This is a genomic window from Streptomyces polygonati (assembly GCF_042650325.1).
Taxonomy (GTDB): domain Bacteria; phylum Actinomycetota; class Actinomycetes; order Streptomycetales; family Streptomycetaceae; genus Actinacidiphila; species Actinacidiphila polygonati.
This window is the reverse complement of the sequence record NZ_JBHSBB010000007.1, coordinates 282,462-300,767: the sequence shown is the minus strand read 5'-3', so window position 1 is coordinate 300,767 and position 18,306 is coordinate 282,462. Positions and strand designations below refer to the sequence as shown.

At 71.8% G+C, this 18,306-nt stretch carries 20 protein-coding genes; 14 read left to right on the top strand and 6 right to left on the bottom strand.

Features of this window, described 5'->3' with window-relative positions; translation table 11 throughout:
* Positions 1-125 precede the first annotated feature (125 nt).
* The 4 genes from ACFO3J_RS07660 (at position 126) to ACFO3J_RS07645 (ending at position 3,746) form a co-directional block, all read left to right on the top strand.
* A complete protein-coding gene (locus ACFO3J_RS07660) occupies positions 126-746 on the top strand; it encodes a TIGR04282 family arsenosugar biosynthesis glycosyltransferase (protein ID WP_386427801.1) in 621 nt (206 codons plus the stop codon).
* Positions 743-1,522, top strand: a complete 780-nt coding sequence (locus tag ACFO3J_RS07655; RefSeq protein ID WP_386427422.1) for a class I SAM-dependent methyltransferase — start codon at positions 743-745, stop codon at positions 1,520-1,522. The genes ACFO3J_RS07660 and ACFO3J_RS07655 overlap by 4 nt, the downstream gene beginning before the upstream one ends.
* Before the next feature lie 73 nt (positions 1,523-1,595).
* Positions 1,596-2,060 carry an SRPBCC family protein gene (locus ACFO3J_RS07650; protein WP_386427420.1) on the top strand — a complete coding sequence of 155 codons (465 nt, stop codon included), beginning with the start codon at positions 1,596-1,598 and terminating at the stop codon, positions 2,058-2,060.
* Between the two features lie 75 nt (positions 2,061-2,135).
* Complete coding sequence (locus ACFO3J_RS07645) at positions 2,136-3,746, top strand: phytoene desaturase family protein (protein ID WP_386427418.1); 1,611 nt, start codon at positions 2,136-2,138, stop codon at positions 3,744-3,746.
* Between the two features lie 63 nt (positions 3,747-3,809).
* Here ACFO3J_RS07645 and ACFO3J_RS07640 read toward each other — a convergent pair whose 3' ends face one another.
* Entirely contained in the window at positions 3,810-4,580 is a 771-nt protein-coding gene (locus ACFO3J_RS07640) for a PIG-L deacetylase family protein (RefSeq protein WP_386427416.1), read from the bottom strand.
* 278 nt (positions 4,581-4,858) lie between these two features.
* Here ACFO3J_RS07640 and ACFO3J_RS07635 point away from each other — a divergent pair, with 278 nt between their 5' ends.
* A complete protein-coding gene (locus ACFO3J_RS07635) occupies positions 4,859-5,758 on the top strand; it encodes an RNA polymerase sigma factor SigF (protein WP_386427414.1) in 900 nt (299 codons plus the stop codon).
* 18 nt (positions 5,759-5,776) lie between these two features.
* Here the strand turns inward: ACFO3J_RS07635 and ACFO3J_RS07630 are convergent, their stop codons facing one another.
* The 3 genes from ACFO3J_RS07630 to ACFO3J_RS07620 are packed head-to-tail and all read right to left on the bottom strand — an operon-like array spanning position 5,777 to position 7,854.
* Positions 5,777-6,559, bottom strand: a complete 783-nt coding sequence (locus ACFO3J_RS07630; RefSeq protein ID WP_386427412.1) for a hypothetical protein — start codon at positions 6,557-6,559, stop codon at positions 5,777-5,779.
* Complete coding sequence (locus ACFO3J_RS07625) at positions 6,556-7,119, bottom strand: SigE family RNA polymerase sigma factor (RefSeq protein WP_386427410.1); 564 nt, start codon at positions 7,117-7,119, stop codon at positions 6,556-6,558. The genes ACFO3J_RS07630 and ACFO3J_RS07625 overlap by 4 nt, the downstream gene beginning before the upstream one ends.
* A gap of 30 nt (positions 7,120-7,149) precedes the next feature.
* A complete protein-coding gene (locus tag ACFO3J_RS07620) occupies positions 7,150-7,854 on the bottom strand; it encodes a hypothetical protein (RefSeq protein ID WP_386427408.1) in 705 nt (234 codons plus the stop codon).
* 379 nt (positions 7,855-8,233) lie between these two features.
* Between ACFO3J_RS07620 and ACFO3J_RS07615 the strand changes: the two genes are divergently transcribed.
* Positions 8,234-8,764: a TerD family protein gene (locus ACFO3J_RS07615; protein WP_386427406.1), complete on the top strand. Its 531-nt coding sequence runs from the start codon at positions 8,234-8,236 to the stop codon at positions 8,762-8,764.
* 34 nt (positions 8,765-8,798) lie between these two features.
* Here the strand turns inward: ACFO3J_RS07615 and ACFO3J_RS07610 are convergent, their stop codons facing one another.
* Positions 8,799-10,220, bottom strand: coding sequence for a DUF2252 domain-containing protein (locus ACFO3J_RS07610; protein ID WP_386427405.1), 1,422 nt, complete (start codon positions 10,218-10,220; stop codon positions 8,799-8,801).
* A 367-nt stretch (positions 10,221-10,587) separates the two neighbouring features.
* Between ACFO3J_RS07610 and ACFO3J_RS07605 the strand changes: the two genes are divergently transcribed.
* From ACFO3J_RS07605 to ACFO3J_RS07570, 8 genes are all read left to right on the top strand, one after another.
* On the top strand, positions 10,588-11,730 hold the full coding sequence (locus ACFO3J_RS07605) for an ATP-binding protein (RefSeq protein WP_386427403.1): 1,143 nt from the start codon (positions 10,588-10,590) through the stop codon (positions 11,728-11,730).
* A gap of 20 nt (positions 11,731-11,750) precedes the next feature.
* Positions 11,751-12,134, top strand: a complete 384-nt coding sequence (locus ACFO3J_RS07600; protein ID WP_386427401.1) for a roadblock/LC7 domain-containing protein — start codon at positions 11,751-11,753, stop codon at positions 12,132-12,134.
* Positions 12,131-12,511: a DUF742 domain-containing protein gene (locus ACFO3J_RS07595; RefSeq protein ID WP_386427399.1), complete on the top strand. Its 381-nt coding sequence runs from the start codon at positions 12,131-12,133 to the stop codon at positions 12,509-12,511. Before ACFO3J_RS07600 ends, ACFO3J_RS07595 begins: the two co-directional genes overlap by 4 nt.
* Positions 12,483-13,076: a GTP-binding protein gene (locus ACFO3J_RS07590; RefSeq protein WP_386427397.1), complete on the top strand. Its 594-nt coding sequence runs from the start codon at positions 12,483-12,485 to the stop codon at positions 13,074-13,076. Before ACFO3J_RS07595 ends, ACFO3J_RS07590 begins: the two co-directional genes overlap by 29 nt.
* Positions 13,077-13,087: 11 nt before the next feature.
* Positions 13,088-14,440, top strand: coding sequence for a cytochrome P450 (locus tag ACFO3J_RS07585; RefSeq protein ID WP_386427395.1), 1,353 nt, complete (start codon positions 13,088-13,090; stop codon positions 14,438-14,440).
* A gap of 103 nt (positions 14,441-14,543) precedes the next feature.
* Positions 14,544-15,794, top strand: a complete 1,251-nt coding sequence (locus tag ACFO3J_RS07580; protein WP_386427393.1) for a cytochrome P450 — start codon at positions 14,544-14,546, stop codon at positions 15,792-15,794.
* A 7-nt stretch (positions 15,795-15,801) separates the two neighbouring features.
* A complete protein-coding gene (locus ACFO3J_RS07575; protein ID WP_386427391.1) occupies positions 15,802-16,572 on the top strand; it encodes an enoyl-CoA hydratase/isomerase family protein in 771 nt (256 codons plus the stop codon).
* Between the two features lie 92 nt (positions 16,573-16,664).
* Positions 16,665-17,468, top strand: coding sequence for a TylF/MycF/NovP-related O-methyltransferase (locus ACFO3J_RS07570; protein WP_386427389.1), 804 nt, complete (start codon positions 16,665-16,667; stop codon positions 17,466-17,468).
* A gap of 212 nt (positions 17,469-17,680) precedes the next feature.
* Here ACFO3J_RS07570 and ACFO3J_RS07565 read toward each other — a convergent pair whose 3' ends face one another.
* Positions 17,681-18,049 carry an aquaporin gene (locus ACFO3J_RS07565; RefSeq protein WP_386427800.1) on the bottom strand — a complete coding sequence of 123 codons (369 nt, stop codon included), beginning with the start codon at positions 18,047-18,049 and terminating at the stop codon, positions 17,681-17,683.
* Positions 18,050-18,306: the final 257 nt, after the last annotated feature.

The following is an 18,306-nucleotide window of genomic DNA, read 5'->3' as shown; positions in this document are numbered from 1 at the left end:
ATCCGCACCGGCCCCGCGGCAGAGCCCGCCGCCCGGCAGCCGGGCCCGGTCCGTACCGCGGCACCCCACCCCGAACCCCCGGCGGCCGGCGTCGGTGAGGCGGTGGGGGTGCGGTGACGACGCTGATGGTGATCGCCAAGGAGCCGGTGCCCGGGCGGGTGAAGACGCGACTCACTCCGCCGTATTCGCCGCGGGAGGCGGCCGAGCTGGCGCGGGCCGCGCTCGCCGACACGCTGGCCGCCGTGCTGGCCGCGCCGGCCCGGCGGCGGGTGCTGGTGCTGGAGGGGGCGCCCGGGCCGTGGGTGCCCCGGGGAGTGGAGGTGGTGCCGCAGGCGGGAGGCGGGCTGGACGAGCGGCTGGCCGCCGCCTTCGGCCAGTGCCGGGGGCCCGCCCTGCTGATCGGGATGGACACCCCGCAGATCACACCGGAGTTGCTGCGACCCGCGCTGGACCCGCGCGGCTGGACCCGGCGCTCCGCGTGGTTCGGGCCGGCCCTCGACGGCGGGTTCTGGGCGCTGGGCCTGGCCGAGCCCGACCCCGCGCTGCTGAGGGGCGTGCCCATGTCCACGCCGAGGACCGGGGAGCTGCAGCGCGAGCGCCTGACCGCCGCGGGCCTGACCGTCCGTGAGCTGCCGCCGCTACGCGACGTGGACACCGCGCGGGACGCCGAACTGGTGGCCGCCGAGGCCCCGCACGGCCGGTTCGCCGCCGCGCTGCTCCGGCTCGCCCCGGTGGCCGCCCGATGAGCCCGCCCCTGACGGCCGTGCCCGCCGGCAGGCGCCACGCGTGGTGGAGCGCGGACCCGTACACCCGGGCGCTGCGCACCGGGCGCGGCCCTCTCTTCCTGCATCGCGCCGACGGCCGGCTCCTCCCGCTGGACGTCGAACGCTGGTGCGCGCGGCCGGACGCCGCCGACCTCACCGTGCTCGCCCGGTGCGGCGGCGCCGTACTGGACGTCGGCTGCGGCCCGGGGCGGCTGGTCACCGCGCTGGCCGAGCAGGGCCGGCCGGCGCTGGGCATCGACGTCAGCGGCGAGGCGGTGCGCCGCACCCGCCGGGCCGGCGGCACCGCGCTGGTGCGCTCGGTGTTCGAGTCGCTCCCGCGCGAGGGCCGGTGGCGTACGGCGCTGCTCATGGACGGCAACATCGGCATCGGCGGCGATCCCGTCGCGCTGCTCACCCGGATGGCCCAGGTCGTCCATCCGGCGGGCGCGGTGATCGTGGAGACGGCCCCGCCCGGCACGGACGACGATCTGGACGAACTCTCCCAGGTCCGGCTGGACAACGGCGCCGGCCCGCACGGCGACACCTTCCTCTGGTCCCGGGTCGGGCCGCTGGCCCTGAACCGCCACGCCGAGGCCGCGGGCTGGACGGCCGTGGGCGGCTGGACCGCGGGTGAGCGCCGCTTCGTGGCGCTGCGGCCCAGCACCCGGGCGACCGCCCCCGGTGGACGGCGGCCCGCCGCCCGGGAAGGCGCGGTCCGGGCCGTCCGGGTGCCGGGCCCGGCGGGCGACGACGGATGAGTGTTCCTACGCTGAGGGCGGGAGCTCGCGGCGGCGGAAGACGCGGCGGCGCACGTATTCAGCTGGAGGACCGATGGCGGTGCGGCATCAGGTGATCGAGCGTTCCCCGCTGCGGGTGTGGGACGTGCTGGCCGACCCGTCGCTGTTCAGCCGCTGGGTGGTCGGCGTCTCCGATTCCGGACCCGGTGAGGGCACCTGGCCCGAGCTGGACTCGAAGCTCGTCTACAAGATCTCCCTCGGCCCCTGGACCGGCACCGGCCGCACCGTGGTCCGCCGGGTGGAGCCGCCGTACATCCTGGAACTCGAGGCCGACAGCGGTCCGCTGGGCACCGCCAGGATCGCCATCGAAGTGCGTCCCTGGGGCCGGGCGGAGAGCATCGTCGTCATCGACGAGCACCCCCTGCGGGGGTCGGCCGGGACCCTGCACAACGTGGCGGTCGACGGGTTCTTGCAGGTGCGGCACCGCAGCATGCTCAACCGGCTGGCGGAGGTCGTGGAGGAGTCGGGCGACCGGGAGCCGGAGCCGTCGGCCCCTTGACGGACCGCCACCGTCCGCGCGGCGGACGGTCCCGGTCGCCCTACGGTGAAGCAGCGCGGCGAACAGGAGCAGCTCATGCCGGACGCGGTGGTCATCGGCGCCGGGCCGAACGGTCTGGTCGCCGCGAATGTGCTGGCCGACGCCGGTTGGAGCGTCGAGGTCCTGGAGGAGCAGCCCGAGCCGGGCGGCGGGGTGCGCAGTGACCGCGGGGTCGACCCGGACTTCGTCAGCGACCTGTTCAGCTCCTTCTATCCGCTGGCGGCGGCATCCCCGGCGCTGAACGCCCTGCGGCTGGAGGAGGAGGGGCTGCGCTGGAGCCGGGCGCCGCGCGCGCTGGCCAATCCGCTGCCCGACGGCCGGTGCGCGGTGCTGGCCGGCGATGTGGCGGAGACCGCCGCGGGCCTGGACGCCTTCTCGCCGGGGGACGGCGCCGCCTGGCGGGAGCTGTGCGGGCTGTGGGACGAGGTCGGCGAGGATCTGCTGGGGTGCGTCTTCGCCCCTTTCCCGCCGGTCCGCTCGGGGCTGCGGCTGGCCGCCCGGGTGCGCGCGGCCGGCGGGCTGCGGCTGGCCCGCACCATGCTGCTGCCGGTACGGCGGCTGGGCGAGGAGCGCTTCGGCGGCGAGGGGGGCCGGCTGCTGCTGGCCGGCAACGCGCTGCACGCCGACCTGTCCCCGGAGTCCGCGATCAGCGGCGGCTTCGGCTGGCTGATGTCGATGCTCGCCCAGTCCTACGGCTTTCCGGTCCCGGTGGGCGGCGCCTCGGCGCTCACCACGGCGCTGGTACGGCGGCTGGAGCGCAGGGGCGGCAGCGTGCGGTGCGGCGAGCGCGTCACGGAGGTGGTGGTACGCGGCGGGCGGGCGCTCGGCGTGCGCACTGCGACCGGTGACGCGGTACGGGCCCGCCGCGCGGTGCTCGCCGATGTCTCGGCGCCCGCCCTGTTCACCCGGCTGGTGGACGCCGCGCACCTGCCCGGCCGGCTGCTGGCCGACCTGCGCGCGGGCTTCCAGTGGGACTTCTCCACCTTCAAGGTCGACTGGGCGCTGGACGGTCCGGTGCCGTGGACGGCGGAACAGGCCGCCACCGCCGGCACGGTGCATCTGGCCGACAGCGTGGACGACCTGACCCGGTTCGCGGCCCAGATCGCCACCCGGCACGTCCCCGACCGGCCCTTCGCGCTCTTCGGCCAGATGACCACCGCCGACGCCACCCGGTCACCGGAGGGCACCGAGTCCGCCTGGGCGTACACGCATGTCCCGCAGGACATCAAGGGCGACGCGGGCGGTGACGGACTGACCGGTAGCTGGGACCGGCGCGACCGCGAAGCCATGGCCGACCGGGTGGAGGCCCGGGTGGAGCGCTACGCCCCCGGCTTCCGCGACCTCATCCGGGCTCGCCGCATCCTGGCGCCGACGACGCTGCAGTCCCTGGACGCCAACCTCGAAGGCGGCGCGATCAACGGCGGCACCACCGCCCTGCACCAGCAGCTCGTCTTCCGCCCCGTCCCCGGCGCGGGCCGGCCGGAGACACCCGTCCGGGGCCTCTATCTGGCCTCCTCCGCCGCCCACCCGGGCGGCGGCGTCCACGGCGCCCCGGGCGCCAACGCCGCCCGCGCGGCACTGCGCGGCCGTACCGCCCAACGGGTGGTCACCGCGACACAACGCACGCTGACCCGCCGTCCGGGCTAGAACCGGCGGAGCCGACGTCCCCGCCTCACCGTGTCCATGGCGGACCGGCGGAGCCCGCCGCGGTCACTCGAAGACCACCTCGACATCGCGCAGGTGGTGGGCGATCTCTTCCGGCGGCATCGGCGCCGCGTCCCGCGGGTCCGGTCCGAGCGGCGTGATCTGGGTGGTGAGCCGTTCCACGGCGGCCCGCTTGCGGGCCCGCGCCGTCCCGGGGAGGCGGACCCGCAGCGCAGACGACCAGGGCACCCGGGAGTCGTCCGGGCGGGCCCAGTGCCACATCCACACCGGGTACATCAGACACCGCACCGACGCCGTACGGGTGGCGGCCAATGCCGCCCGGCCGGCCGCCTCGTGATCGCCGTGGACGTCCCCGATCCACGGCGAGAGGCACAAGCGCGCGCCGGCCATCCGCGCTTCGAGGGCGGCGGCGACCTCGTCCTCGTGGAAGGCGACCTCGCTGTCGGGGACCTTCAGCCGGACGATGTCGGCCGTGCCCGCGCCCAACTCCACGAGCGAGGCCCGCAGTTCGTCGGCCCGCAGCTCGGCGAGCCGCTCGGGCGTGACGGCCGTGCCGCCGGCGTGGGACCGCTCGCCGTCGGTGACGGACACCACGGTGATCGCGACGCCGGAGGCCGCGAGCATCGCCATCATGCCGCCGGCGCCGAGCACTTCGTCGTCCGGGTGCGCGGCCACGACCACGACCCGCCCGGAGGTGGGCAGTTCCACCTCCGGCAGCTTGTTCCAGCCGTCCCAGGCCCGCCACTGCTCCTCGTCGGTGCCGGGGGCCTGGATGGGGTTGGCGTATCTGGGCTGGTCCCGCGGTTGCTGCGTCACGATGTCTCCTCGCGTGCGGTGAGGCCGCTCCGCGGCCGGCTCGTTTCTCCGCTCCCACCATCGCCCGGGGCGACGGCGTACGCATCCGGATGTCCGCGCCGCACGGCCCGCCCGGGGCCTGCCGGGCGGGCGGTGGTTCAGCCCCGATACGAACCAGCAGCGGTACCGGCGATCGCGTGCCCGGGTCGCGCCCCTTCATTCCTACGGCGTGATTCCGGGGTGGAGTTCGGGATCGGGGGTACAAGCCCCCCGACAGACCCGCTATTTAAGGTGATGACGTGACGGTATCCACGCAGTCCGCAGGAACGTCCGTCGAGCCGGCCCCGGCCGGCTCCCTCCCCCTCCCCGCGGGACCGGCCTGCCCACTGCCCCGGATCGACGACGCCGGCAAGATCACCCCGAAGGACGCCCGGACCCTGTCCCGGCTGTTCTTCGACCGGCTGCGGTCCCTCGAAGAGGGCTCCGGCGAGTACAGCTACGCCCGCAACACCCTCATCGAGATGAACATGTCGCTGGTCCGCTTCAGCGCCCGCCGCTTCCGGGGCCGCGGCCCCGAGGAGATGGAGGACATCCACCAGGTCGGCACGATCGGCTTGATCAAGGCCATCGACCGCTTCGACCTGAGCCGCGAGGTGGAGTTCACCACCTTCGCGATCCCGTACATCGTCGGCGAGATGAAGCGCTTCTTCCGCGACACCACCTGGTCCGTGCACGTCCCCCGGCGGCTCCAGGAACTCCGGGTCGAACTCGCCAAGGCCCGCGACCACCTGTCCGGCGTTCTGGACGGGCAGCCGACGGTGCAGGAACTGGCGGCGTACCTGGAGCTGAGCGACGAGGAGATCATCGAGGGGCTGGTGGCCGCCAACGGCTACACCGCGGGCTCCCTCGACCTTCCGGCCGGTGAGGGCGAGGGCGCCGGCTCCGACAGCGGACGGTCCTACGCCGACACCATCGGCTGCCCGGACCCCGCCATGGAACTCGTCGAGGACTTCCAGTCGCTGGCGCCCCTGCTGGGCCGGTTGGAGCAGCGCGAGCGCGTCATCCTGGAGCTGCGTTTCGGCCAGGAGATGACGCAGTCGCAGATCGGCGAGGAACTCGGTTTCTCCCAGATGCATGTGTCCCGCATCCTCACCCGCACCCTGGCCCAGCTGCGCACGGGCATGCTCAGCGAGCACTGACCGGCGCGCGGCGGGACGTCAGCGCCACTCGGTGGAGTGACTGACCCGGCGATGGCGGGCGTCGTACTCGTCGACGACGGCGATCGTGCGGCCGTCGCGGATGGCCACCGCCCAGGCGTGGTAGCCGGTGCCGGGGACCGTCCGGACCGGGGCGGTCGTCTTCGTCCCGTCGGCGAAGGTCACCACGCCGTAGGCCACGCCGGGCTCCGCGTCGGAGACGAACAACCGGGAGCCCGCTGTTCCCTTCTCGTGCGTGCCCCACAGGCCCATCGAGCCGCTCGCCGAGAGGTCTTCGGCGCCGTCGACGGGCTGGCAGTCGGACCAGGGTCCGCCCTGGTGGTCGATCCGCACCCCGCCGATGAACATCCGCTGGCACAGCAGCGAGCCGCCCACCGGCTGCTGCCGAAGACCCGGGGGCAGCGGGCCGACACTGAAGCCCTCCGGCCAGGTCGGATAGAACTCCAGCGTCACCGACCACGGCTGGCCGTCCAGGGTGCCGCGGCCCACCTCCTCCGTCTGCGGCCGCACCGCCGGCGCGGTCGTCGCGGGCGCCGAACGGCTGGGCGGCGCCGGGATCCGCGGCCCGGTCGGCGTGTCACCCCCGGCCAGCCGGGACAGCGGCAGGATGAGGCCCACGGCCAGCACGGCGGCCGTCGCCAGGACGGCGGCGCGGCGGCGCGCCCGCCGGGTCCGGCCGGCCGCGAGAATGCGGTCGACGGGGGCGGCAGAGGGGACGTATCCCTCCAGGGAGCGGGCGAGGGCGTCCCGCAGTTCCTCGCCCAGGTCCTGCTCGGGAGTCATCGCGGGTCTCCAAGGCTACGGGCCGCCGGGTGGCCGGCCAGGCCGGGATGGTGACGCAGTTTGGCCAGCGCGCGGGAAGCCTGGCTCTTGACCGTGCCGACGGAGCAGCCCAGTGTCCGGGCGACCTCCTCGGCCGGCAGGTCCTCCCAGTAGCGCAGCACCACGACGGCGCGCTGCCGCTCCGGCAGGTCCGCCAGGGCGCGTGTCAGCGCGTCCCGGTCGTCCTGCTCGTCCCCGGTCCGGAGACCCCCGTCCGGTCCGGGGGCGGGGGTCTCCGGCAGGAAGGGCAGCAAGAGGTGCAGGACCCTGCGCTTGCGGTGCCGGCTGCGGTTGTTGTTGACCAGTGCCCGCCGTATGTAGTGCTCGGCGGTCTCCGGCCGCACCCGGGACCAGTGCGGGTAGACCTTCGCCAACGTGATCTGCACCAGGTCCTCCGCCTCGTGGAAGTCGCCGGTGAGCAGATACGCGGTATGGGTCAGCGCGCGCCATCGGGCGGTGACGAACCGGGTGAACTCGGCATCCGGTCCGTCACGCGCTCCGCGGTCGTCAGGGTGCTGCACGGAGGTCTTGTCCCGTCCTTCTGTCCGGTGTCAGCGCCACTCGGTGGAGTGGCTGACGAGGTGGTGATGGGCGTCGTACTCGTCGACGACGGCGATCGTGCGGCCGTCGCGGATGGCCACCGCCCAGGCGTGGTAGCCGGTGCCGGGGACCGTCCGGACCGGGGCGGTCGTCTTCCTCCCGTCCGCGAACGTCATCACGCCGTAGGCGACCTCGGCCCCGGAGTCGGAGACGAACAGCCGGGTTCCGCTGGTTCCCTTGTCCTGGCTGCCCCACAGGCCCATCGAGCCGCTCGCGGACGGGTCCTGGGTCCCGTCGACGGGCTGGCAGTCGGACCAGGGTCCGCCCTGGTGGTCGATCCGCACCCCGCCGATGAACATCCGCTGGCACAGCAGCGAGCCGCCCACCGGCTGCTGCGGAAGACCCGGGGGCAGCGGGCCGACACTGAAGCCCTCCGGCCAGGTCGGATAGAACTCCAGCGTCACCGACCACGGCTGGCCGTCGACGCGGCCGTGGGCGATCAGCCGGGAGACCTTGTGCGGCGCGGCGGGCGCGGCCCCGGCGGTGCGGTGGGCGGGCGGACGGGTCGCGGGGGCGGCCGGCGCCGAGGCGGGAGCGGCCGGTCGGCGCGCGTCGCCCGGGGTCGAGGCGGCCGCCGAGGCGCCGAACACGATTCCCGCTGTCGCGGCTACCACCGTTCCGGTCGCGGCCAGTTTCTTGATGCGGCTGAGAGCCACGGACTCTTCTCCTTCATGACGTCTTGACGTCACGCCTTCACGACGTGCGGGTCTGAACGGTCGGTACGCCGGGCCCCGCGTACCGACCTCCGGCGGCCGTCCCCGGGGTGGGGAAGGCCGCCGAGCGGACATCCGTTCGTAGGTACTCCCGTACGGGGTCCGGGGGTTGCACGCGGTCGCGAAGTCTCCGTCAGGGCGCGCCGGCGGGAGGCGACCGGTGGCCCGACCCCCGGGCGAACCTCTACCCTCGGCTTGGCCGAATCGCGTCCCCCGTCGCGGGGCGCCGGCACCGGCCGTGTGGACATCGAGCGCGACAACGTGGTTAATCGACCTGGGGACCTGGGCGATCAGGGACATCATGTGCAGGGGGAGAAGTTCGGTGAACAGCTTCAACAAGGGGACCGGGAAGGTCGAGGTCCAGCTCAAGTGGGACCCGAGTCCGCTGGGGGCGCCGGACACCGATCTCGACATCATCGCCGCCACCTACCGGGCGGGCGACATCCACGGCGCGCCCGCGTACCTGGTGTACTTCGACAGCCGGTCGCCGGACGGCACGATCACCCTCAACCGGGACAGCCGGACCGGCAAGGGCCTGGGCATAGACGAATTGATGACCCTGGAGCTGGAGCGGCTGAGCGACGCGTACGGCAGGGTCGTGGTGGGTGTGGCCATCCAGCAGCACGCCGGACGGCAGGTGTTCGGCGAGGTGGCGAACCCCGAGTTCCGGATCGTGGAGGGGTACGCGGAGCTGTCCGAGGGCGACTTCCACGAGGTCGCCGCCTCCACCGCGGCCACCATCGCCGAGTTCACCCGCAACGGCTCGGGCAAGTGGGACTTCCGTGAGTTCGTGCGCGGCTTCGACGCCGACCCGGACTCCTTCGCCCGCACGATGGGCAGCGTCACGTCCTGACCGGACGGCGCCGCGAGACGTGGGTACGGGCCGCTCAGGCCGCCTGGGCAGCCCGTACCCGCCCCGCGGCCACCGCCTCGACCAGGGCCAGGTGATCACGCTCGTTCTGGTCGGCGTAGGCCTCGGCGAAGCGCACCAGGGCCTGGTCGAAGACCTCGCCGCGGCCGAGATAGGAGGCCACCGCGATCCGGTCGCCCGACCTGGCGTGCGCGCGGGCGAGGGTGGCGCCGCAGAGCCGGCCGAACATCCGCATGCCCCTGGGCTCCATCAGCGATGGTTCCACCACGCCTTTCCAGTCCCGCAACTGCCGTACATAGAAGTCCCGTTCGCGGCCGTCGATGCCTTCGGTGCGCTGCCAGCCGAGGAAGATGTCGCTGGTGGCCTGCATGAGGCGCTGCCCGGCGACGACCCGTTCTCCCTCCGTGCCGTATGTGTTGGGGCCCGCGTGGGCGGCCAGCACCGATACGTCGGCCTCCTTGGCCTGGAGGAACAGCGGGTCCTCGTCGTCGCGGCCGAGCAGCAGGACGATCCAGCACCGGGTGCCGACACTGCCGACGCCCACCACCTTGCGGGCCATGTCGACCACGGTGAACTGTTCGAGCAGGTGCTGCCGGTCGGAGGGCAGTGTCCGCCGGTAGCGGCTGATCAGAGCGGCGATCGTCTCCTGCAGAAAAGCCCCCTCGGCGCCCGGGAGCAGATCCCCGAGCGGCACCAGCAGCGGAGGGTCGGCCCTGATCCGGCGCTGTCCGCCGACCAGCCGGGTGAGCTTCCCGAACGCCTGCAGGCTGTCGCGGGTGCGTGCCTTGGCCAGCGCGGCGGAGATCTGCTTGCGCCCCCGGCTGTGCAGCGCCCCGGAGGCCAGCGCCTCCAGCTGGTCGGCGTCCTGCTGGGCGTACCAGACGTCGAGCATGCGCATCCCGGCGAAGCGGCGGGTGCTCTCCCGGTAGGACCGCACCGCCTCCTGGACGACGGCGGCGCGTTCGCGGGCGGTGAAGCCGTTCTCGCGTCCGGCGATGACCAGGCTGGTGGCCAGCCGTTTGACGTCCCACTCCCACGGCCCCGGCAGCGTCTCGTCGAAGTCGTTGAGGTCGAAGAGCAGGTGCCGCTCCGGTGAGGCCAGCAAACGGAAGTTCATCATGTGCGCGTCACCGCACAGTTGGGTCGTCAGGCCGGAGGCCGGGGTGCCGGCCAGATCGGCGGCCATGATCCCGGCGGCGCCGCGGTAGAAGCGGAACGGCGACTCGGTCATCCGGGCGTAGCGGATCGGCACCAGCTCCGGCACGCGGCCGGCCGACTGCTTCTCGATCAGGTCCAGCGGGTCGAAGCGCCCGGGCGCCGGCTGGTACTCCCCGTGAGCGGAGCGGGGGGCACGCGAGCGCGCCGCCCGGCCCCGCTCGGCCCGCTCGCGGGGTGAGCGCCACGGCTCGCTGGGGTACGTACCGGTCCGCGTCGTCATCCGGGTGCCTCCTCGGTCCCTCCTCCATGGTGGCGCCGGACGGGACGATCCGCGCGTCCGGCGGCGCGGCCGCCGTCGGCCGGCCGGGGCCACCATGCCCAGGGCATATCCAGGGCAAAGAACTCAATTCCGTGAATTAAAGATCAGAACCCCCCGGACTGGACAGACTGACCGTAAGAGTCTCCTCAGCTCCGGTGGTAACATCGTCGCGCCTGCTTCCTTGGTCCAAACGTGCTGTGTGCATAACTTCCGGTTCACCTTCGACGAAAATTCGAAGGCGGCCGGATTGCCGATAGGCTGGTGCACTGAATCTCCTCGTTCAGGGCGCGTGTCGACTGCCCGCAGGTTACCGCCAGGAAAGAGACCCATGACCCATCTTTTGCATGATCCAGCGTTTTGGTGCCTTATCGCGGCCGTGCTCATAGCCGCCGCGATAATTCGTAGAAGCAGGAGAGTCATTACGGCCCAGGGCCAGGAATTAACACAATGGGAGAACCGGCTGGCGAACCAGGCGGCGGACCACGCGCAGTCGATCAGCGACGCGGAGACGGCCGCCGAGGAGCGGACCAAGACCGTACTGAAATCGGCTACCCGGACGCTGCAGGGACTCGCCGGCGAGCAGCAGGTGGTGATCGAGAACCTGCAGCGTAAATACGGCGGGCATCCGGTGCTGCACGAACTCCTCGAGGTCAACCACGCCAATGCCCAGTTCGCGCGCCGCGCGCAGGCCATCGCGGTGATTTGTGGCGGCTTCCTGGGCCGCCGCAAGGACGCGGCGAGCGTCTACGACGTCATCCGCAGCGCGCAGGGCCAGATCCGCAACTTCGACCGGGTGCACATCAGGTCGCAGAGTGCTTTCGGCATCGAGGCGAAGGCGATCAGCGGTATCTCGCTGGCTGTCGCCGAACTCCTCGCCAACGCCGCGAATTACTCGCGCCCCGACACCGCGATCGAGGTCAATATCCAGCCCGTCCACAACGGACTGTGCGTCATCATCGACGACTTCGGTGTCGGCATGAGCGACGAGCAGCGGCAGAAGGCGGGCAGGATGTTGTCCGGCGAGTACATTCCGGCGATGTCCGAGCTGGGCAATCCGCCGCAGTTCGGTTTCCCGGTGATCGCCGAACTCTCCCGCCGGTACGGCTTCACCGTCGACGTGAGCAGCACGTCCCCCTACGGCGGTGTCCGCGCGGTGGTCCGCGTCCCGGAGGACCTGCTGACCGAGCAGAGCGTGGAGCCGGCCAGGCCCGCCCCGTCGGTGATCAGCCCGGTGAGCAGCACGGCCACCCGGCCGTCGGAACCCGCCCCGCTCACCGCGAACGGACTGCCCAAGCGGGCCGCCCGCCAGTCGCCCATGTCGATCGTCCGGGTGCCCGCGAGCACCGAGCACGACACCCCGTCCGAGGACGACACCGTGGTCGCCGCCGCCCGCATGGCCGCGCTCCAGCAGGGCACGCGTTCCGGCCGTCAGCCCACCGCCGCACACCGTGAGGGGTCCGAACCACAGTGACCACACAAGATCTGTCGTGGATGCTCGAGGACATCGTTTCCAATGTGTCCGGGGCGCGGCACGCGATCCTGCTGTCCGCCGACGGCCTCCGGCGCGGTGCGACGAGCGGCATGAGCGCCGACCTGGCGGACACGATCTCCGCCGCCATGAGCGGGATGCAGTCCCTCAGCCGTGCCACCGCGCGGTTCGCGGGACCGGAGGACAACCCGAAGTGGCAGCAGACCGTCATTGAGTTCAAGCACGGCTGGATCTTTCTGATCGCAGCAGGCCAGGGGGCCTATCTCGCCGTCGCCGCCGCTCCTGACATCGACATGCAGGAGATCACCTTCCGCATGCACCAGTTGGTTTCCAGGTTGGGCAAGGAACTCATGACTCCGGCACGCGAGATGGCTGACAAACAATGACGGACGAACCGGATCCGGATCTGGATCTGACCGGCGAGTTAGTCAGGCCCTATGTCATCACCAATGGGCGTGAACTGCCGTCCGACGAGAAGTTCTCGATGACCACCCTGGTCATGGCGACCGAGGACGCCCCGCGGACCAGAGTGCTGGCTCCGGAGAGCCAGCACATTCTGGACCTGTGTTCCGGCGGCTTTCTCTCGGTCGTTGAAGTGGCGGGCCACACCGGCCTGCCGCTGGGCGTGGTCAGAATCCTGCTCGCCGAGTTGTCGGACAGCAGACTTATCAATACGCGTGCCGCGGTTCCCCTCGCCCAGCGTACCGACAGAAAACTTCTCGAGGATGTACTCAATGGCCTCAAGGACCGTTTCGGAGCGTGATGGCGTGTACGTAGGGTCACAGGTGCACACGCTCGTCAAAGTGCTCGTCGTAGGCCATTTCGGCGTCGGAAAGACGACCTATATCGGCAAGATCTCCGAGATCGAGCCGTTGCGGACCGAAGAGGTCATCACCCAGGCGAGTACGGGCATCGACGACCTTTCGGGCACGCCCGACAAGAAGACGACCACGGTCGCCATGGACTTCGGGCGGCTGACGCTCAGCGACAACCTGGTGCTCTATTTGTTCGGCACACCGGGCCAGGAGCGTTTCAAGGAGCTGTGGGAGGACCTGTCCATCGGCGCCCTCGGCGCCCTGGTGCTGGTCGATCCGAAGCGGCTGGGAGAGTCCTTCCCGGTGCTGGACCTGATTGAGCAGTACGCACTGCCGTGTGCCATCGGAGTGAATCACTTCGAGGGCACCACGCCTTATCCCATCGACGAGGTCCGCGAGGCCTTGAACCTTCCGGAGGAAACTCCCATCGTGCCCTGCGATGTGCGTGACCGGAATTCCGCGGTCCAGGCCCTGATCACACTCGTGACCTATCTTCAGTCCCGCCTCGATTAGGAGTTGTCCGAATGTCTCAGCACGCCGGAGAACATGAGCCGCCGCCCGGATGCCCCGCCCACGACAGGACCGCGCTGTACGGTCCCGAGTTCGGCGCCGACCCGGACGCCCACTACGCCTACCTCCGGGGATTCGGTCCCACCGCCCCCGTCGACATCGCTCCCGGTGTCCCGGTGGAACTGGTCACGAGCTATTCCACGGCGCTGCGCATCCTGCAGAACCCGAGCACCTTCGTACGGGACTCGCGGCGCTGGCGTGATCTGAACGAGGGTCGGATACCCGCGGACAGTCCGGCGCTGCCCATGATGGGATACCGCCCCAACGCGCTGTTCTCCGACGGCGCCGCCCACGCCCGGCTGCGCAACGCGGTGACGGACAGTCTGGCGACGGTTGACGAGCACCGTCTGACCCGCCTGGTGCAGCGGGTCGCCGAGTATCTGATCAGCCAGTTCAGCGGCCGGCGGATCGGCAACGCCGACCTGGTGGCCGACTACGCCCAGCAACTGCCCCTGCTGGTCTACAGCGACCTGTTCGGCTGCCCGGCGGACATCGGCGACCGGATCATCCTCGGTATATCCGGGATCTTCGAGGGCGCCGACGGCGCCAACGAGATCCTGGGCGGCGCCCTGATGGAGCTGATCGCCCTCAAGCGCCGCCAGCCCGGTGACGATGTGACGTCCCGGATGATGGAGCACCCCTCGAAGCTCTCCGACGCCGAGATGGCCAACCAGCTGGTGACGCTGCTGTCCGGCGGTACGGCGCCGATGCAGTCGCTGATCAGCGTCGGCGCCGCGCTGATGCTGGGTGACGACCGGTATGTGCAGACCCAGAGTTCGGCCGGCCTGCTGGTCGAGGACGCGGTCAGCGAAGTGCTGTGGAACTACGCCCCGATCGCCAACTACGCCGTCCACTACCCGGTGCACGACGTGGAGGTCGACGGCAAGGTGCTGCGGGCCGACGATCCGGTGGTGATCAGCTTCGCCGCGGCCAACACCGACCCCGCGATGGCGCAGGACCGGTCGCTGACCGGCGGCCGGGCGCACCTGGCCTTCGGCGCCGGGCCGCACGTCTGCCCCGCCAAGGACCCCGCGCTGGTGATCGCGGTGACGGCCATCGAGACCCTGCTCAACCGGCTGCCCGACATCGAGCTGCGGATCGACCTGAAGGACCTGAGCTGGGTGCCGGCCCCCTGGAGCCGCTCCCTGATCACGCTCCCGGTGCGCTTCACCCCCAAGGCCCAGCCCGTACAGCCGCCGGCGTCGGGCTCGGGTGCGAGCACGGCGGCGCGGGCCGCGACGCCGGCTCCGCCGGCCAAGAACACCCGCTGGAGCAAGTTCCTCACCTGGCTCAACGGAGGTGTGTGACCTATACAACAAGTCCACGACCGGGTGCCACTGTGTGAGCATTCAACCAGATGGGTAGGGACGACCAGCCCATCCTCTTGATCCCCGAGAAGGAGCCTCCGTCGTGGAGCCCGCGATAACTCCGCACATCGACCGGCGTTCAGTGGTATCGATCTTCTCCCGTCTTCGGACCTCGAAAGGGCAGACGAATCCCTCCTTGCTGTACGGAGAACTCCGGTCGATGGGCGGAATCGTCCCGGCTCCATGGGGGGGCTATGTCGTCACGTCATTCGATCTCTGCGACCGCATTCTGCGCAGCAGGGACTGGGCGGAGCCCGATGCGCAATGGCGCGCACGTCAGGGAGAGGCGACGCGCTGGAGCGCCGTTTCCTCCCAGGAAATGGGCAGGACCCTGGCCGGGCTCAATCCGCCGGACCACACCCGGGTACGCCGCTCCGTCGGCAATATGTTCGACCGCGGCTCGCTGCAGGCGCTACGCGCGTCCATTACCGATATCACCGGCGACCTGCTCGACCGGCTGGTCCGGCATCTCCGGGACGGCGAGGCGGATTTCCACTCCCTGGTCAGCGAAGAACTCCCGGTGCATGTCATCGGCGGCTGGCTCGGACTGCCGCCCGCCGACTATCCGTATTTGCGGGAATTGACCCACGACCAGGTATTCGCGCAGGAACTGCTGCCCTCCGCGAGCCAGCTCGCCCGCTCGGACGCCGCCACCCGCCAGCTGCGGGCCTATTTCATCGCCCTGGTGCGCGAGCGGCGCGCGCAGCCGGGGTCCGATCCGGTCTCGGGCTGGATCCGAGCCTGGGACCGGCTGGAGAGCGACCGCGACACCGCGGACGAGGCGGTGTACTTCCTCGCCCTGTTCGTGCTGCTGGCCGCCCTGGAGACGACCTCCACCCTGCTGTCCACGATGATGTGGCTGCTGCTGAAGCACCCGCGGCAGTGGGACTGGCTGCGAGCCCACCCCGAGCATGTGCCGGGAGCCGTCGAGGAGGTACTGCGCTACGACTCCCCCACCCACGTGATCAGCCGGGTGGCCCGGGCCGACTGCTCGCTGGCCGGCTACGACGTACGGGCGGACGAGATGGTGCACCTGATGGTGGGCGCCGCCAATCAGGACCCCGCCAAGCACCTCGACGCCCACCTGTTCGACGTACGCCGCAAGGCGACCCACCTCAGCTTCAGCGGCGGCATTCACTACTGCCTCGGCGCGCCGCTGGCCCGGATGGAGGCCCAGGTGCTCCTCCAGGGGCTGCTGACCCGGCTGCCTTCCCTCTCCCTGGCCCGTGACCCCGTCTGGGCGCCCCGGGTGGCCTTCCGCCGTCTGATGACCCTGCCGATGGCCCGAGCGTGAGGTACATGTGACCACCGAGATCACGGAACTGCCGCACAAGGAACTACGGGTGACCCGGGACGGGCCGGTGCTGCGCGCCGAGCTGGACAGTCCCGGCACCGGCAACGCCCTGACCGCCACCGCCCTGGACGAACTCCTCGCCCTGCTCGACTCGCTGCGCGAGAGCCCGGACATCCGGGTGCTCGTCCTGTCCGGCGCGGGGGACGACTTCTGCGTGGGAGCCGACCGCGCGGAGCTGGCCGCCTCGCTGCACGCCGATCCGCGGGGAGCGGAGCTGCGCGCGCACGCGGACAAGGCCCGGCGGGTCTGCGAGGCACTGGAGAACAGCCACGCGGTCACGATCGCGCGGCTCCAGGGCAAGGTGATCGGCGCCGGGCTCGGGCTCGCCCTCTTCTGCGATCTGCGCGCCGCCGCCGACAACTGCCATTTCCGGCTCCCCGAGCTGGCCCTCGGCCTTCCCCCCGCCTGGGGCGGCATGCTCCCCCGGCTGCTGGCGGAGGCCGGCGCGGCCAGGGTCCGGGAGCTGATCATGACCTGCGACACCTTCGACGCGGCCACCGCGGCCGGCCTGTCGATCGTCCACCGGGTGGTGCCGCCGGACGGGCTGGACGCCGCCGTCGACGGCTGGGTCAAACCCCTGGTCCGCCGCCCGGCCGAGGCGCTGGCACTGGCCAAGCTCATGCTCAACGCCTACGGCAGGAGCGGCCGCTCCATGGACGGCACGCTCCTGGACGCCCACCTGTTCTCGACCGCGCTGGCGGCCCGCCGGGAGCACTGACCGCCCGCCCGGTGCGGCCGGCCGCCGCGGGCCGGCCGTCCCGGCGGATCTCAGCCATGCCGGCGACGGCCAAACAGCGGTAGTTTCCCTTCATGTCCTGGAAAAAAACTCTCAACCAATCTTTGACGAAGATCAGCGGCTACGAGCTGCGCCGCCCCAAGCCGCCGGCCCCGCGGCCCGCGGCCGGGCCGCCCGCCGCGCCCGCGGCGCCCCGCCCGCTGAAGCTGCCGGCGGACTACGACGACGAGGCGCGCGAGACCATCCAGGCGGTGCGTCCGTACACCATGACCTCGCCGGAGCGGCTGAACGCCCTGATCCTCGCCGTCCGGTACGTCACCAAGCACCGAATACCCGGTGCGATCGTCGAGTGCGGGGTCTGGCGCGGGGGCAGCATGCAGGCCGCCGCCCGTACCCTGCTGGCGGCCGGGGACACCGAGCGGGAGCTCTACCTCTTCGACACCTTCGAGGGCATGCCGCCGCCCACCGACCGGGACCGGCGCCGCGACGGCGAGGCCGCCGCCGACCTGATGGCCCGGCAGGACAAGGACCGCCCGATCTGGGCCGTCGCGGGCCTGGACGACGTCAAGGAGGGGTTCTCGCACGTCCCGTACCCGGAGGAGCGCGTGCACTACGTGCAGGGCCTGGTGGAGGAGACCATTCCCGCCGGGGCTCCCGAGCAGATCGCGATACTGCGCCTGGACACCGACTGGTACGAGTCCACCCGGCACGAACTGGAGCAGCTGTATCCGCGGCTGGCCAGCGGCGGTGTGCTCCTGATCGACGACTACGGGTGGTGGCAGGGCTCGCGGGAGGCCGTCGACGAGTTCCTGGAGAAGACCGGCGCCCGGCTGCTGCTGCTCCGGATGGACGAGGGCCGCGTCGCGGTGAAGCCGTAGCCGCACGGCGACGGGACCGGGGGAAGCGGCGGTGGGGGAAGCGGGAGCCCGCGGTCCCTCACCGTCGGCGCGGGCCGGCGGGAGGGCGGGGCCGCCGGGCCCCGCCGGTCAGCCGCGCCGCAGCATCATGACGACGGCCACGATGACGATGATGAGAACGATGGTGCCGAGGCCGATGTACATGACGAGGTCCCTTTCAACGGAGGTCAACTTCAGGACGCGACCGAGGCGTTCGCCCGGCGTTCTTTCCGTCCCTCAAGGCGGTTGCCCTGTTCCGCCGGGTCCAAAAGTACGAACCCCCGGCGGTCCCCCGACCGTCCGGCGCCCGGCTGCCGGTCCGTCGCCCGCGGCCCGGCGCCGCCGAGCTCGTACGTCAGCGGCCGGTGGGTGTTGAAGCGCCGGATCAGCAGGTGGTGGACCGAGGCGCCCAGGACCGCGCCCAGCACGGGCGCGAAGAGGTAGATCCACAGGTCGGTGGTGTGTCCGGAGATGACGGCGGGCCCGAACTGCCGGGCCGGGTTGGCCACGCCCCCGCTGCGGGGACCGAGCAGGGCGATGATCGGGCCGACGGCCGTGCCGATGGGGGTCCGCGCTGATCACGGTCACCGCGGCGCCGCCGCCGCGCGCGGGCGGACCGGGAAGGCGGGGCGCCGGGCCGTGAGCGCGCGGGTGTCGGACGGCGGCACGGGAGGCTTCCACGGCGGATCAGGGGGCAGATCGGTGGACAACGGCCGATAACGGTGCACAGCGGTGACCAACCTATCCCCCGCCCCCGCGCGCCCGGGCAGCCACGGCGGTGCGTCCGGGCACCCCCGCGCACCGCCGGCCGGTCTCCCCG